We start from the raw sequence: 15,394 nt of genomic DNA, 5'->3' as shown, positions 1-15,394 counted from the left end.
GAAATCACCGCCCGGTGGCCTAGATTTGTACTGTGAGTGCCACCAGAGTATTTGTCGCCCGACTGGCCGGGTGCACCGTTTTCGACCCCGCGGGCGACCGCGTGGGCAAGGTGCGCGATGTATTGGTGGTCTACCGAAAAAGCGACCCGCCCCGCGTTGTCGGCCTGATCGTCGAAATCCCCGGAAAACGGCGGGTGTTCGTGTCGATCAATCGGGTCACGAGTATCGGCAGTGGCCAGATCATCACCACGGGTCTCATCAACGTGCGCCGGTTCGAGCAGCGCGGCGGTGAGGTACGGGTGATCGCCGAGTTGCTCGGCCGCAAGATGCTCTTCAACGACGGTTCGGGCGAAGCCACCATCGAAGACGTCGCCATTGAGGCCTCTCCCCAGGGCGATTGGGCGGTCAGCCAGCTGTTCGTGAGGCGCCCGAAGGTCGGCGGCTCCCCGTTCGCGAAGGGCACGACCGCGTTTGTGACCTGGAATGAGGTTCGGGAGAAGACCACGGCGGGCGAAGCACAGTCGGCAGAACAGCTGATCGCGACATACTCCGAGCTGAAGCCGGCCGACCTGGCGAATACCCTCCTTGACCTACCGCAGGAGCGCATGTTCGAGGTCGCGGGCGAGCTCTCAGACGATCGCCTCGCCGACGCCCTTGAGGAGATGCCGGAGCACGAGCAGGTCAGCATCCTCACCACCCTCGGCGACGCCCGCGCGGCCGACGTGCTCGACCACATGCAGCCGGATGACGCCGCAGACCTCATCGCGCAGCTTCCAGAGGAGCGTGGCGAGCAGCTTCTCGACCTGATGGAGCCGGAGGAGGCGGAAGACGTGCGCTTCCTGCTCTCCTACGCACCGGACACGGCTGGCGGGCTCATGACGACGGAGCCGATCATCGTCTCGGCCGACGCCACCGTCGCAGAGGGCCTGGCCCTCATCCGTCGCCATGACCTGGCACCGGCGCTCGGCGCGGCGATCTGCGTGACACTGCCGCCGTACGAACCACCGACAGGCCGATTCCTCGGCATGGTGCATTTCCAGCGGATGCTGCGCTACCCGCCCCATGAGCGGCTCGGCACGCTGCTGGACGCGGGTCTCGAACCCGTCACCGCAGACACCTCGGCGGCGGAGGTCTCCCGCATCCTGGCGAGTTACGACCTCGTCTCCGTGCCCGTGGTCGACGAGAACCACCGACTCGTCGGGGTGGTGACGATTGACGACGTCCTCGACTACCTGCTGCCTGACGACTGGCGAAGCCGTGACGGCAACGACGACGTTCAGCGCCGGGCGGCGGAGAGAACACAGTTGATGACCGGCAGTATCCAGCTCCCGGGCGGAAGGAGGAGTGGACATGGCAAGGGTTAACAAGTCAGATGTCCGCCTCGACGCGCCGAAGGGCCTGCGCAGCAATGCGCTGATCGGCCGTGGTCGGGGTGGCAACAGTGACCGCTTCGGCCGCTTCACCGAGTCGATCGCACGCGGCATGGGCACGCCGTGGTTCCTGCTCGGGCTCACGGGCTTCACCATCGCGTGGATCCTCTGGAACACCGTTGCCCCGATTCACCTGCGCTTCGACTCGATCGAACTCGGCTTCATTGCGCTGACCCTTGTGCTGTCCTTGCAGGCGTCGTACGCCGCCCCGATGATCCTGCTCGCGCAGAACCGCCAGGACGACCGCGACCGGGTGCAGATCGAACAGGACCGGCAGCGTGCGGAACGCAACCTCGCAGACACCGAATACCTCGCGCGTGAGGTCGTTGCGCTCCGGCTCGCGGTGAAAGACATGGCATCGAAGGACTTCATCCGCGCTGAGCTGCGCAGCCTGCTCGAATCGCTCGACGAGCGGCAGGGTGAGGAAGAACCTGACAGCCCCAGGGCAGCGGCAGACGGGGCGGCACGCAACAGCGAGCGTGGGCCGGTTGACCTCTGAGTCGGTCGCCCGGTCGAGAGAAGCCAAGGTTCGCGTCGCGCTGGCCGGGGTGATCGACCCGGAGATCCGGAGGCCCATCACCGAGCTCGACATGGTGGGCAGCGTTACGGCGACCGACGACGGTCACGTGCGTGTCGGCATCCGTTTGACGATTGCCGGATGCCCGGCGGCGCGTCGCATCGAAAGTGATGTACTCGAGGCGGCTGAGTCTGTCTCCGGCAGCGGAAACGCGACGGTCGAGGTCTCGGTGATGACGCGCGAGCAGCGGCAGGCGCTGACCGAGCGGCTCCGCGGCGGCAAGGTCGCCAGAGGAGTGCAGTTCGGGCCTGATTCGCTGACCCGCGTCTATGCGGTCACCAGCGGGAAGGGTGGGGTCGGCAAGTCAACGATCACGGCGAACCTGGCCGTGGAGCTGGCCGCGCAGGGACTGCGGGTCGGTGTGATCGACGCCGACGTGTATGGATTCTCGATTCCCGGTCTGCTCGGCCTGGTCGACTCCACGCCTGAGGGCAACGGTCTTGCCGTGAAGCCGACGCAGGTCGGCGACATGATCCTGCCGCCGATCGCGTACGACGTGAAGGTCATCTCGATCGGCATGTTCATTGACGACCCGAAGGCCGCGGTGGCGTGGCGCGGACCGATGCTGCACCGCACGATCAACCAGTTTCTCACTGACGTGTACTTCGGCGATCTCGACGTCTTGCTGCTCGACCTGCCGCCAGGCACCGGCGATGTGGCCATCTCGGTCGGGCAGCTGCTTCCGCACGCCGAGGTGCTGGTGGTCACGACGCCGCAGCCGGCCGCCGCAGACGTCGCTGAACGCAGCGGCGTTGTGGCGCGCCAGACCGGCCAGAGCGTTTTCGGCGTGATCGAGAACATGTCGGGGCTCGCCCAGCCCGACGGAACCGTGCTCGAGTTGTTCGGATCTGGCGGGGGCGACGAGGTTGCCAGGCGACTGTCCGCTGGGCAGGACGCTGAGGTTCCGGTGCTCGCCAAGGTGCCGCTCAGCGTTCCCCTGCGCTCCGGAGGAGATCTCGGCGTGCCCGTCGTGCTCAGCGACCCGAACGATCCGGCGAGTATCGCCATCCGCGCGGTCGCCACTCGCCTCGCAACGCGCGCCCGTGGTCTGTCCGGTCGGAGTCTCCCGTTCTCCCCCCGCTGACCGCGCTGATCTCGCCGCTGGCCGTGCATCTGGTCTCGCCGAACCGTGATTTAAGCACGTTCCCAGCGCACTTTTACGTGCTTAAGTCACGGCTCGGCGGGCTGTTCTAGACTGTCCGCCATGCGAGGACGACGTCGCGTGAACCTCCGCACCCGGCTGGCGGCATCCGTCGCCGTGGGTGTGGTTCTGGCGCTGGCTGCCTGCACCGGCGAGGGCACTGCGCCGAGCCAGACGACGGATGCCGCGGCCGGGCTGCCGGAAGGCGTCACGGTGCGTGTGTACCAACCGCGGTCAGACTACGCAGCGCGCATTGTGGACCTCAGCGTCACCAACGGCGGCAGCAAGGCCCTGACCGTCACCGGAGCCGAGTTCACCTCGCCGCACTTCGGCGGGCGGGCGATGTTCACCGGGGAAGTTCTCCTGCGCCCCGGCCTCACCCGCGACCTCCGGGTTCAGCTCGGCGACCCGGTGTGCAGCGGCGAACTCGGCGCGCCGGCGACACTCACCGTCGAGTGGCGGATGCCCGACGGCCGCACGGCAGACGCGACCGTCTCCTCCCCCGACGACGACACCGGCGCGATCGACCGCATCGCCGCGGAGGACTGCCTCGGCGAGGCGATCGATTCCGTGCTCACTGTCACCCCGGCCGACATCCTCCGCATCGAGGGAATCGGCGCGGCATCCGTCGCCTGGATCGATCTTGCGCTGACTCCGACCGGCGCACCCAGGAGCGTCACCATCGACAGCGTCGGATCCACCATCCTCCTCGATTCCCCTTCGGGCGGCGGCTGGCCCGTCGCCACCGTGATCGATGGCACCGGCCCGCAGCAGACCGTGTCGCTCGACCTCCGCCCCGCCCGGTGTGACCCGCATGCCATCGCGGAAGACAAGGTCGGAACGGTCTTCCCGTTCGCCATCACGACGTCCGCCGGCCCGTCCGGCACCTGGAAACTCACCGTCGGCAACGCGCTCCGCAGCCAGATCTACGGTTGGGTCGCCGCGTACTGCGGGTACTGACCGCTGTCTTAGACTGCCGGTATGCCAGCCTCTCCACTCGACAACCAGCTCATCGTCACGCTCGACCGCGACATCGTCTCCTCCTCAGGTGAGACCGTTCCCGTGATCGCGCCGTTCAGCGGACTCGTGCTACACGAGCTTCCGGTGAGCAGTGAGAACGACGTTCGGGATGCCTATGCCAGGGCTCGACTGGAACAGCTGGCCTGGGCGCGCGCCGGCTTCGCGCACCGGCGGGCTGTGCTTCTCCGTGCGCACGACCTGGTTCTGGAGCGCCGCGAGCGGATGCTGGATATCGTGCAGTCCGAGACGGGCAAGACCCGTGGGCAGGCGTTCGAGGAGATCTTCCAGGTCGCGAGCGTCACCCGCTACAACGCGCTTGCCGCCAGGCCGGTGCTGCGAGGTGGTCGCCGTCGAGCAGGCATCCCCCTTGTCGTCACCACCAGGGTGCGCTACCGGCCCAAGGGTGTCGCCGGCGTCATCACGCCGTGGAACTATCCGCTCAGTCTGGCGGCCATGGACGTCATTCCCGCCCTCGCCGCAGGCTGCGGGGTCGTGCAGAAGGCCGACAACCAGGGGGCGCTCAGCATCCTCGCCCTCCGCAGCGCGTTCATCGAAGCGGGCGTGCCAGAGCAGCTGTGGAGCGTCGTCACCGGCGACGGGTCGACCATCGGCAGCGCGGTCACGAACGAGGCCGACTTCATCTGCTTCACGGGTTCGACGGCCACCGGCAAGCGCGTCGCCGCCCAGGCTGCCGAGAATCTCACCGGTGCGTCTCTCGAGCTCGGCGGTAAGAATCCCCTGCTGGTGCTTGACGACGCAGACCCGAGAAAGGCGGCGACGGATGCCGCGTACGCCTGTTTCTCCTCGCTGGGGCAGTTGTGCGTGTCCATCGAGCGGATTTACGTGCAGCGCCCGGTCGCAGCCGACTTCCTGCGGGAGTTCGCCGAGGTGACCGGCCGTCTGAAGCTCGGTGGTGCGTTCGACTATTCGACCGATGTCGGTTCCCTCACCACCCAGGCACAGCTCGACCGGGTCTCCGCTCATGTTGCTGACGCGGTGTCGCGTGGAGCGACGGTGGCGGCCGGCGGAAGGGCCAGGCCAGACATCGGGCCGCTGTTCTTCGAGCCGACCATCCTCACCGGGGTCACACCGGAGATGGAGTGTTTTGCGACCGAGACGTTCGGCCCTGTGGTGTCTGTGACGATCGTCGACTCTGACCAGGAAGCGATCCTGGCCGCGAACAGCAGTGCGTTCGGCCTGAATGCCTCGGTACTGTCGGGTTCACCGCGCCGAGCGTTCCGCGTCGCGGCCGCCATCGAGGCCGGGAGCGTCAACATCAACGAGGGCTATCGCGGGTCTTTTTCTTCGATCGACGCTCCGATGGGCGGCGTCAAACAGTCTGGGCTCGGGCGCAGAAACGGCCCGGAGGGACTGCTCAGGTTCGTCGATGCCATGACCATCTCGCGCGCGACGGGGCTGCTGCAACTCCCCCGGCTCGGCCGGGAGTTCGCAGGGCTTGCCGGTCCGATGCTGCTGCTGGCGCGCGTCCTGAAGGCCGTCCGCCGGCGCTGACCGCAGTCCCCGCGCGTGAGGGGCCAGCATGTCCTGGTGCGGCGCCCGCAACACTAAGAGAAGCTGGCACCTCACAACGTGCGCATGCCGCGTCAGGTGGCCTCGGAGTCGAACGGGGCCGGCGCCGCGCCGTTCTTCTTCTGCAGGTAGGCGCCGTTCGGATTGGGCGCACGGGAGACGGTCGCGGGCTCGTCTGCGAGCGGGTCGGCGTCGGCCAGCGCCTCGCGGATGATGCGGCGCGGGTCGTACTGTCGGGGATCGAGCTTCTTCCAGTCCAGGTCGTCGAACTCGGGGCCCATCTCATCGCGCACGCGGTCTTTCGCGCCGTTGGCCATGTCCCGAAGCTGGCGCACGAGGCGGCCGAGTTGGGCGGCGTAGTGGGGCAATCGCTCCGGGCCGAGCAGGAAAACAGCGATGACCCCGATGATGAGGAGCTTCTCGAAGGTCAGACCGAACATCCACTCAGGATAGCTCCCGGCGGGGCATCCGAAGACCCGCGCCGCACGGCCGTAGTCTTTACACACCCACCAACTGGAGTGCAACTGTGTCTGACAAAGATCTGAACTGGAAATTCTCCGACGACTCCGTTGTCGAAACCGACGCGCAGACCCGCGCCAGGCAGCAGTCGCTCGAACTGGGGATCGATGCCGTCTCCCCCGGTGTCGGGGCGCAGATGGCCGTCATTGCCGCTGCAACGGGTGCCAGGACGATCCTCGAGGTCGGCACCGGTGCGGGCGTTTCCGGAATGTGGCTTCTGACCGGTGCGCCGGGCGCGACGATCACCTCCATCGACACCGAGGTTGATCACCAGCAGCATGCGAAGGCGAACTTCTCCGAGTCCGGCATCCCCGGCAACCGCGTTCGGCTCATCACCGGCAAGGCGGCAGAAGTACTGCCGCGCATGAACGAGAACTCCTACGACATCGTCTTCGTCGATGCAGACCCGCAGTCCGTCATCGAATACGTCGAGCATGGGCTTCGGCTCGTTCGCCCTGGCGGAACCGTGCTGGTCGCCCACGCCCTCTGGCGCGGGCGCGTCGCCGACCCGGCGAGGCGCGACGATGTGGCGACCGGATTCCGATCGCTGCTGAGTGAGATCGGTGCCTCGACGGCCGTGGTCAGCGCCCTCTCACCTGTCGGCGATGGCCTGCTGCAGATCACCAGGCTGAACCTCTGAGTTCGACGACGGCGTGAATTCGACCGCGGCAGAGTTCGACCGCGGCTGAGGTCTACTGCGGCCGAGGTCTACTGCGGCCGAGTCCGACGGCGACCGCGTTCATCGGCAATGCCGAAATGCCGCCCCGCGCATCCGTTAACGCGACGATCGGCTGTGCAGCCAGGCTGCACAGCCGATCGTCAAATCCCAGATGGCGCTACTTGACCGCGTTCACTACACCGGCGAGGGCGTCGTGGAGTTCCTTGGCCTCAGCGTCGTTCACAGAGACGACGAGTCGTCCTCCACCCTCGAGCGGTACACGCACGATGATGAGGCGCCCCTCCTTTACAGCCTCCATTGGCCCGTCTCCGGTCCGTGGCTTCATGGCCGCCATGAACTCCCCTTCCATTCGTGTTTGATACCATTATCGACCATTCTGGGCGCAGACAGTAATCCCCGCGGCGTGCGTGACCGCGTGCGACGGGCGACGGCTGGATCACGTCGCATCACGGTGGCGTCCAGTCGGCCCCGTCAACTCCCCAGCACAGGAGCAGCCAGCCCCACTGGCCGGCGATCGCGACCAGCAGTAACCCCGACCGGTACAGCGACGACCGCGGCAGGGCGAAGGCTCCGAGCATCGGGAACATCGGCACCAGCAGCCGAAAGGTGCTCGACTGCGGAAAGAACACGGCCAGCAGGTAAAGCGCGTAGCTGAGCAGCCACAACCGCAGGTCGGTGCCGAGCCGCTTCACCGCCGGACTCAGCATGACCAGTGTGAAGGCGAGGATGATCGCGACCACCACGATGATGCCGAGCGGCAACCCGAGCCACCACACGCCGCTCTGGAACCAGGCGGTGAACGGTATCAGCTCCTGGTAGTGGATGTACGGGGCACGCCAGGCCAGTTCGGTGTCGGTGTATGCCGTGATCGACCCGGTCACCACCCAGGCCGCGACCGGCCACGCCAGCCCCATGATCCCGCTGAAGATGGAAACGGATGCCGACAGCATCCGTTCGCGTACCGGGAAGGGATCCTTCGAACGGGTGAACCAGCGATGCACGACGTGCAGGGCGAGGGCCAGGGCGAATGCCAGACCGCTCGGTCTGGTGAGTGCCATCACCGCTATCACCGGGAACAACAGGGCGTACCGCCGCTCGAGCAGGAGCAGCAGCGCCAGGGTCAGGAAGAACAGGTACATCGACTCCGCATAGCCGAACTGCATGAGGGGCGACAGCGGCGCGAAGCAGAACAGCGCAACGGAGAACAGCACGGCGTGACCGGGAAGCACCCGCACCATCAGCCGATAGAAGAGGAGGGCGGTCGCAAGCCCGAACCCGAGCGAAACGAAGACCGCGATCGGCGCCCAGGGCTGGCCGGAGAGTTCCATGAGCCCGCGCACGATGACCGGATACCCGGGCATGAACGCCCAGGCGTTCTCTGTGACGTGCCCGTCTGCGGTGAGCGGGAGCACGGACGGATAGCCGGACATGGCGACGATGTTGTACCAGCGGCCGTCCCAGATGTTCGCGAAGTCGGCGTATCCGGGGTGAGCACCTGTCCACGGATTCGGACCCTGCACACTCGCCAGGGTCAGCACCATGGCTGTCGTGACCAGCCGGGACACCGCCCAGACCACGATCACCTTCAGCCACCACGGCACCAGCCGGTACCGTACCCGCCAGCCGACGGGAATCCGTGTTTTCACGATCGGGTGCCAGGGTCATCGCCGGGCCGGGCCGTCACGCTCATCCGGCAGGAGTGTCCAGCCAGGACCGCAATGCATTCTCGCACTCGGTGATCTGGCTGAGCGCAACCCGTTCGTCGTCCGCGTGTGCCTTCAGCGGGTCACCTGGCCCGTAATTGACGGCCGGGATGCCCATGGCTGAGAAGCGGGCGACATCCGTCCAGCCGTACTTGGGCCTCGCTTCGGCGCCGACGGCGGCCAGAAACTCCTGGGCGAGCGGTGCTGTGAGGCCGGGGCGCGCACCTTCCGCGCGATCGACTTCGGTGATCTCGTAGCCCGGGAACAACTCCTCGATGTGCGCGAGAGCTTCGTCGGCGGTTCGGCTCGGTGCGAACCGGTAGTTGACGAGCACCTTTGCCTCGTCGGGGATGACGTTGCCTGCGATTCCGCCACTGACACCCACGGCATTGAGCCCCTCGCGATAGACCAGGCCGTCGACCTCGACCTCGCGCGGCTGATAATCGGCGAGAATACGCAGCACCGGCGCGATCTTGTGGATGGCATTCTCGCCCACCCAGGCCCTGGCGGAATGGGCGCGGAGCCCGAGTGCGCGGATCTCCACGTGGATGGTGCCGTTGCAGCCGCCTTCGACCTGGCTGTTACTCGGCTCACCGAGGATGGCGAAGTCAGCAGCGACCAAGTCGGGGCGATTCCGGGAGAGGCGTCCGAGGCCGTTCAGCGCGGCGGAGACCTCTTCGTGGTCGTACCAGATCCAGGTCACGTCGACGGCGGGAGAGGCGAGTTCGGCGGCGAGCTTCAGCTGCACGGCGACTCCCGCCTTCATGTCGACAGTGCCTCTCCCCCACAGGTAGTCGACCCCGTCCAGGGTCTCGAACCGGGTGGGGAGGTTGTTGTTCAACGGCACGGTGTCGATGTGACCGGCGATGACCACTCGCTTCGCCCGACCGAGGTTCGTTCGCGCCACGATGGTGTCGCCGTCGCGGATGATCTCGAGGTGCGCGCTGTCGGCGAGCGCGTGCTCGATCGCGTCGGCCAGCGCACCCTCGTTGCCCGAGACGGACTGGGCGTCGCAGATCTGCCTGGTGAGGTCGATGGAGGTGGCGGCCAGGTCAAGGGCAGGGTCGAGTACAGGTGCGAGTGGGTTCTGAGTCACCCTACTAATCTAGAGGCATGGCCACCGAGCATCCCCACGATTCCTCCCTGCCCACGCATCAGCCCACGCAGCGGCCCACGCATCGGCCAACCCACGCCTGGGGCTACGGGCTCGCCACGGTCGCCGGGGATGGAACCATGCTCGACACCTGGTTTCCCGCCCCCGCCCTCGGAGAGCTCCCGGCTGGTCGCGATCGGTGGATCGTTCCTGCCGAACTGGGCGAGCTTGCGGGAGAAGATGCGCGCAGGAATGTGCGAATCGAAGCGGTCACCGTCGAGATCACGCTTGACGCCGCCCCCGCCGGCGTCTCCGATGCCTACCTCCGCCTGCATCTTCTCTCGCACCTCCTGGTGCAGCCGAACACCATCAACCTCGACGGTATCTTCCGCCATCTGCCGTCTGTCGTGTGGACAAATGTCGGTCCGGTGCTTCCGGCCGATTTCGAGCGGTTGCGGGCGTCACTGAAGCGCGCCGGAATCCAGGCCAGCGGTCTCGACAAGTTCCCGCCGCTGCTGGACTACGTCACACCCGACCGGGTGCGCATTGCAGACGCATCCCGGGTTCGCCTCGGTGCGCACCTGGCACCGGGAACCACCGTGATGCACGAAGGTTTTGTGAACTTCAACGCCGGCACGCTCGGTTCGTCGATGGTGGAGGGCCGGATCTCCCAGGGCGTCGTTGTCGGGGACGGCTCAGACATCGGCGGCGGCGCGTCCATCATGGGCACTCTCTCCGGCGGGGGCACCCAGCGAGTGTCGATTGGCGAACGCGCCCTGCTCGGAGCGAACTCCGGAATCGGAATCTCCATCGGCGATGACACCATCGTCGAGGCGGGCCTCTATGTCACCGCAGGCACGAAGGTGGTGGTGGTCGGCGCGGCGGCCAATCCGGACGGCTCGAAGCGAACCGCGAAGGCCGTGGAGTTCTCCGGGGTCCCGAACCTGCTGTTCCGTCGCAACTCGCTCTCCGGCGCGGTGGAAGTCGTCCCGCGCAGTGGCAGTGGCATCCAGCTGAACGAGAACCTGCACGCCTGAGGCCCGGCGGCCCCGGAGCGGGGGCCACGGGGTCAGCAGCAGGATCGATAGGATCGATCACTGACAGCACGAGGGAGTGATGTGGGTACAGACGCACCGCGCAGCAAACGGCACAGCCGACTCCGGCCACTCTTCATCACGCTTGGCATCGTCGTCAGTGTTGCACTCGTGGCCGGCGCGGTGGGCGCCTGGACGGTCATGCGGGCATTCCCCGATCTCTCGGGCGACGCGAGCATAGCGGGACTCAGCGCCGACGTCTCCGTGTACCGCGATGATGCGGGCATTCCCCAGATCGTCGCATCCACAGCTGACGACCTGTTCGCCGCCCAAGGCTACGTCCATGCCCAGGACCGATTCTGGGAGATGGACTTCCGCCGCCACATGACCAGCGGCCGGCTCTCCGAGCTCTTCGGTCAGAGCCAGGTCGAAACCGATACGTTCATTCGCACCCTCGGCTGGCGTGCCATCGCCGAAGAAGAGGTGAAGTTGCTCGACCCGGTGAGCCTCGGGTACTACCAGGCATATGCCGACGGTGTGAATGCCTACCTCGAGACCCACCACGGAGCCGACCTCTCGCTGGAGTATGTGGTGCTCGGGCTCCAGAACCCCGGCTACAAGCCGGAGCCGTGGACGCCGGCCGACTCGGTGGCCTGGTTGAAGGCGATGGCCTGGGACCTGCGCTCCAATCTTGACGACGAGATCGACCGCGCCCTCCTCACGACGACGCTCCCGCCGTCCGACGTCGCAGCGCTGCATCCGGGCTACCCGTACGACACGCATCCGACCATCGTCGGCGGGCCTGCTGCGGGCAACACCATCCCGGTCCTCCCTGCGGCCGGGCAACCGGCGCCGCCTGCCGAGGCGACGCCGACACCCGCTGCGGCACCGGTTGCGCAGGTGGCAGCAACGGCGGCAGCGACACCGGCAGCGCATCTGCGCACGGTCCTGGCGAGTCTTCCGGAACTACTGGGGCCGGCAGGCGGCGAGATCGGGTCGAACTCCTGGGTCGTGTCCGGCGCGCTCACCGACACCGGCGCTCCGATCCTCGCCAACGATCCGCACCTCGGCCCTGCAATGCCGTCGGTCTGGTACCAGGTGGGCCTTCGCTGCGCCGAGGTCACGGCGGAGTGCCCATTCGATGTCGCCGGCTACAGCTTCTCCGGTATGCCGGGTGTGATCATCGGACACAATTCCAGGGTGGCCTGGGGGTTCACCAATCTGGGCCCGGACGTCGCGGACCTCTACCTCGAAAAGGTTGTGGGTGACAACTACCTCTACGACGGCGTGGAGAAGCCGCTGACCGTGCGGAACGAGACCATCACGGTTGCGGGCGGGCAGGACGTCGAGATCGAAATCAGGTCGACGGAACACGGACCGATCATCAGCGGTGATGGGGCCGACGCCGATGATTCGGTCTATGCGGGCATCGCGAATGACTTTCCGGATGCCGCCGGTCTCGATGAAGAGGACGTGGAGGGTGCGCCGGAGTTCGCCTATGAGCTCTCCCTGCAGTGGACGGCACTCACCCCCGGGCGCACACCGGCCTCCATCTTTGCCATGAACAGAGCAACGGACTGGCCGAGTTTCCGCGCCGCAGCGGCACTGTTCGAGGTGCCGTCGCAGAACCTCGTCTACGCCGACGTCGACGGCAACATCGGCTATCAGGCACCAGGGCTGATCCCGATCCGGAGCTCTGGCGACGGCACCGTGCCGGTGCCGGGCTGGTCGAGCGCGTACAGCTGGACCGGGTTCATCCCGTTCGAGGAGCTGCCGCAGGTGTTCAATCCACCGAGCGGCTATATCGTGACGGCCAACAACGCACCGGTCGGCGCCGACTACCCATACCTGATCACGCAGGACTGGGACCTGGGCTACCGGGCCGACCGCATCACTGATCGCCTTGAAGAGCTGATCGCATCCGGCACGCCGTTGACCACCGAACTGATGAGCGAGATCCAGGCCGACAATTTCAGCGCGATCGCCGCCCGGCTGGTTCCGGTACTGCGCGATGTCGACGTCGACGGCCCGGCCAGGCAGGCGCAGGCCCTATTCGACGACTGGGACTACGAGCTGGACCCGGACAGCGCCGCTGCCGCATACTTCAACGTCGTCTGGCGTCAGCTCCTCGCGGATGTGTTCGACGGCGTGCTGCCAGAGGGAACGGAGCTCACCGGAGGCGACCGCTCATTCGCGATCATCACGGCGATGCTCGACAACCCGGATTCCCCACGCTGGAACAACCCGAACGTCGGTGTGATCGACCGGGAAAGCATGCTGGAACGGGTGCTCACCCGTTCGGCGAAGGAGGCAGCCGAACTGATGGGCCCAAGCGCCACAGACTGGAAGTGGGGCAGCATCCACACCCTGGAGATCCGCAACGCCAGCTTCGGCGAGTCGGGTGTTGCACCGATCGAGTGGCTGTTCAACCGCGGACCGTACGCCCTCGGCGGCGGATCGTCTGTCGTGAATGCGAACGGGTCAGACACCACGCAGGGTTACGTGGTCGACTGGGTGCCGTCGATGCGGCAGGTGATCAGCCTCGCCGACTGGGATGATTCGACCTGGATCAACCTCACCGGGGCATCCGGGCACGCGTTCCACCCGAACTACACCGACCAGACCCCGCTCTGGCAGCACAATGAGACCCGGCCGTGGCCGTACAGCCAGGAGCGGGTCGCTGCCCAGGCCAAGGACACACTCACCCTCTCGCCAGAGAACGGGTAGCCGCGCGTTTCTACTGCGCCTGGAAACCACCGGTGGGGCTGAACGATGCGTCGAGCGCGAACGGATCCTGCACCAGGTGCGAGCGGTCGGTTCTGGCCACCAGCGCCGCCAGTTCGCCCGCCGCGCGATCGATCCGGTCTGGCAACGTCTTCACGGTGTCTGCCCCGCTTCCCCAGTCCTCCGAGGCTGCATAGACGGATGTCGGGACGACGACCGCGTGCAGGTAGGTGAACATCGGGCGGAGTGCATAGTCCAGCGCCAGCGAGTGGCGTGCAGTTCCGGCTGTCGCGCCGATCACTACCGGCATCTCGGTCAGCGCCCTGTTGTCAATCACGTCGAAGAACGACTTGAACAAGCCGCTGTAGCTGGTGGTGAAGATCGGCGTGACGGCGATGAGTCCGTCTGCGCCGGTCACCGCCTCGATCACCGAGTCCAGTTTCGGACTCGGGAAACCGGTGAGCATGTTGTTCATGATGTCTTGGGCGACGTCGCGCAGTTCGAACGTCTGCACCTGGGTTTCGATGCCGTCTTCCTCCAACCGGGAGACGGTGGCTGCGGCGAGCTTATCTGCGAGCATGCGCGTGGACGACGGTTGGCTCAGGCCGGCCGAGACGACGGCGAGCGTGCGAACGGTCATGACTACGCTCCCTTCTGTGTGGTGTCAATCTTGGTGGTGTCAACGGGTGCCGGCTCGACACTCGGGTCGACATTCTGGTCCACGACGCTCAGGCCGAATGCGGCGCCGGGTGCAGCCTTGATCGTGGCTCGCCCTGCCAGTGTCTGTGTCTGTGCCTGTGCCTTCACCGCGGCGGCGGCCACAAGCGACTCGTGGGTCGGACCCGCTGGCACATCGGCCGGGCGGTCCTTGGCGAACTCCGCACGGAGAACCGGAACAACGTCGCCGCCCAGTATGTCGAGCTGCTCGAGCACGGTCTTCAGCGGCAGGCCGGCGTGGTCCATCAGCCAGAGCTGGCGCTGGTAGTCGCCGGCGTAGTCGCGGAAACCGAGCGTGCGATCGATGACTTCCTGCGGGCTGCCGACGGTGAGGGGCGTCTGGGAGGTGAAGTCCTCCAGGCTCGGGCCGTGCCCGTATACCGGTGCGTTGTCAAAGTACGGACGGAATTCGTTGACGGCGTCCTGCGAGTTTTTGCGCATGAAGACCTGGCCGCCGAGGCCGACGATCGCCTGCTGGGCGGTCCCGTGGCCGTAGTGCTCGAAGCGCTGGCGGTAATAGGCGATCATCTTCGCGGTGTGCTCTGCCGGCCAGAAGATGTGGTTGGAAAAGAAACCGTCGCCGTAGAAGGCGGCCTGCTCGGCGATTTCGGGGCTACGGATGCTGCCGTGCCAGACGAAAGGTGGAACACCGTCGAGGGGGCGAGGCGTCGAGACGAAGCCCTGCAGGGGCGTGCGGAACTCGCCGCTCCAGTCCACCACTTCCTCGTCCCAGAGGCGTCGCAGCAGCGCGTAGTTTTCCAGCGCCAATGGGATGCCCTGGCGGATGTCTTGCCCGAACCACGGGTACACCGGTCCGGTGTTTCCACGGCCGAGGGTGAGGTCGACGCGGCCGTCTGCGATGACCTGAAGCATGGCGAAGTCTTCGGCGATCTTGACCGGATCGCTGGTGGTGATCAACGTGGTGGCGGTCGAGAGGATGATCCTGCTTGTCTGCGCCGCGAGGTAACCGAGCATGGTCGTCGGGCTCGACGGCACGAACGGTGGGTTGTGGTGCTCACCGGTGGCGAAGACGTCGAGGCCCACATCCTCGGCATGCTTGCCGATAGTCAGCATCGCCTTGATACGCTCGGCGTCGACCGGGGTGCGTCCGGTCGTTGGGTCGGTCGTGACATCGCCGACGGTAAAGATTCCGAACTGCATTTCTCGCCTCTCGCTCCTGGTTTGCTCACTGCAACGCATTCAATGCGTTTGCATGCATATCCTCAT

At 66.4% G+C, this 15,394-nt stretch carries 14 protein-coding genes; 8 read left to right on the top strand and 6 right to left on the bottom strand.

Translation table 11 applies throughout. The features are described from left to right. Positions 1–32: 32 nt before the first annotated feature. The 5 genes from K323_RS0115610 to K323_RS26575 all read left to right on the top strand — a co-directional run bounded on the left by K323_RS0115610 (position 33) and on the right by K323_RS26575 (position 5,680). Complete coding sequence (locus tag K323_RS0115610) at positions 33–1,364, top strand: magnesium transporter MgtE N-terminal domain-containing protein (RefSeq protein WP_022886207.1); 1,332 nt, start codon at positions 33–35, stop codon at positions 1,362–1,364. Beyond that, the gene (locus K323_RS0115605; protein ID WP_022886206.1) at positions 1,351–1,929 is read left to right on the top strand and encodes a DUF1003 domain-containing protein; all 579 of its coding nucleotides are present in this window, start codon (positions 1,351–1,353) and stop codon (positions 1,927–1,929) included. The genes K323_RS0115610 and K323_RS0115605 overlap by 14 nt, the downstream gene beginning before the upstream one ends. Then, positions 1,919–3,091, top strand: a complete 1,173-nt coding sequence (locus tag K323_RS0115600) for an Mrp/NBP35 family ATP-binding protein (protein WP_026851716.1) — start codon at positions 1,919–1,921, stop codon at positions 3,089–3,091. Before K323_RS0115605 ends, K323_RS0115600 begins: the two co-directional genes overlap by 11 nt. Positions 3,092–3,211: 120 nt before the next feature. Next, positions 3,212–4,108: a hypothetical protein gene (locus tag K323_RS0115595; RefSeq protein WP_157509459.1), complete on the top strand. Its 897-nt coding sequence runs from the start codon at positions 3,212–3,214 to the stop codon at positions 4,106–4,108. Positions 4,109–4,129: 21 nt separating this feature from the next. After that, positions 4,130–5,680, top strand: coding sequence for a succinic semialdehyde dehydrogenase (locus tag K323_RS26575; protein ID WP_022886203.1), 1,551 nt, complete (start codon positions 4,130–4,132; stop codon positions 5,678–5,680). 92 nt (positions 5,681–5,772) lie between these two features. On the opposite strand, the gene K323_RS0115585 is transcribed toward K323_RS26575, so the two are convergent. Beyond that, the gene (locus K323_RS0115585; protein WP_022886202.1) at positions 5,773–6,138 is read right to left on the bottom strand and encodes a sec-independent translocase; all 366 of its coding nucleotides are present in this window, start codon (positions 6,136–6,138) and stop codon (positions 5,773–5,775) included. Between the two features lie 86 nt (positions 6,139–6,224). Between K323_RS0115585 and K323_RS0115580 the strand changes: the two genes are divergently transcribed. Next, complete coding sequence (locus K323_RS0115580) at positions 6,225–6,857, top strand: O-methyltransferase (RefSeq protein ID WP_022886201.1); 633 nt, start codon at positions 6,225–6,227, stop codon at positions 6,855–6,857. A gap of 196 nt (positions 6,858–7,053) precedes the next feature. Here the strand turns inward: K323_RS0115580 and K323_RS26570 are convergent, their stop codons facing one another. The 3 genes from K323_RS26570 to dapE form a co-directional block, all read right to left on the bottom strand. Next, the gene (locus K323_RS26570) at positions 7,054–7,230 is read right to left on the bottom strand and encodes a DUF3117 domain-containing protein (RefSeq protein WP_081882276.1); all 177 of its coding nucleotides are present in this window, start codon (positions 7,228–7,230) and stop codon (positions 7,054–7,056) included. 112 nt (positions 7,231–7,342) lie between these two features. Beyond that, complete coding sequence (locus tag K323_RS0115570; protein ID WP_026851715.1) at positions 7,343–8,542, bottom strand: membrane protein; 1,200 nt, start codon at positions 8,540–8,542, stop codon at positions 7,343–7,345. A gap of 40 nt (positions 8,543–8,582) precedes the next feature. Beyond that, the gene (gene dapE, locus K323_RS0115565) at positions 8,583–9,695 is read right to left on the bottom strand and encodes a succinyl-diaminopimelate desuccinylase (RefSeq protein WP_051147393.1); all 1,113 of its coding nucleotides are present in this window, start codon (positions 9,693–9,695) and stop codon (positions 8,583–8,585) included. A 17-nt stretch (positions 9,696–9,712) separates the two neighbouring features. On the opposite strand from dapE, the gene dapD reads away from it, so the two are divergent. Beyond that, complete coding sequence (gene dapD, locus K323_RS0115560; protein ID WP_026851713.1) at positions 9,713–10,729, top strand: 2,3,4,5-tetrahydropyridine-2,6-dicarboxylate N-succinyltransferase; 1,017 nt, start codon at positions 9,713–9,715, stop codon at positions 10,727–10,729. Positions 10,730–10,810: 81 nt separating this feature from the next. Further along, positions 10,811–13,453: a penicillin acylase family protein gene (locus K323_RS0115555; protein ID WP_022886195.1), complete on the top strand. Its 2,643-nt coding sequence runs from the start codon at positions 10,811–10,813 to the stop codon at positions 13,451–13,453. 10 nt (positions 13,454–13,463) lie between these two features. Here K323_RS0115555 and K323_RS0115550 read toward each other — a convergent pair whose 3' ends face one another. Then, positions 13,464–14,090, bottom strand: a complete 627-nt coding sequence (locus K323_RS0115550; protein WP_022886194.1) for an FMN reductase — start codon at positions 14,088–14,090, stop codon at positions 13,464–13,466. 2 nt (positions 14,091–14,092) lie between these two features. Continuing rightward, a complete protein-coding gene (locus K323_RS26565; protein ID WP_022886193.1) occupies positions 14,093–15,328 on the bottom strand; it encodes an LLM class flavin-dependent oxidoreductase in 1,236 nt (411 codons plus the stop codon). Positions 15,329–15,394 lie beyond the last annotated feature (66 nt).

The sequence above is a fragment of the Glaciibacter superstes DSM 21135 genome (assembly GCF_000421145.1).
Classification (GTDB): Bacteria; Actinomycetota; Actinomycetes; order Actinomycetales; family Microbacteriaceae; genus Cryobacterium; species Cryobacterium superstes.
Note: the sequence above shows the minus strand (reverse complement) of the source record. Positions and strands in the feature narration are given on the sequence as shown.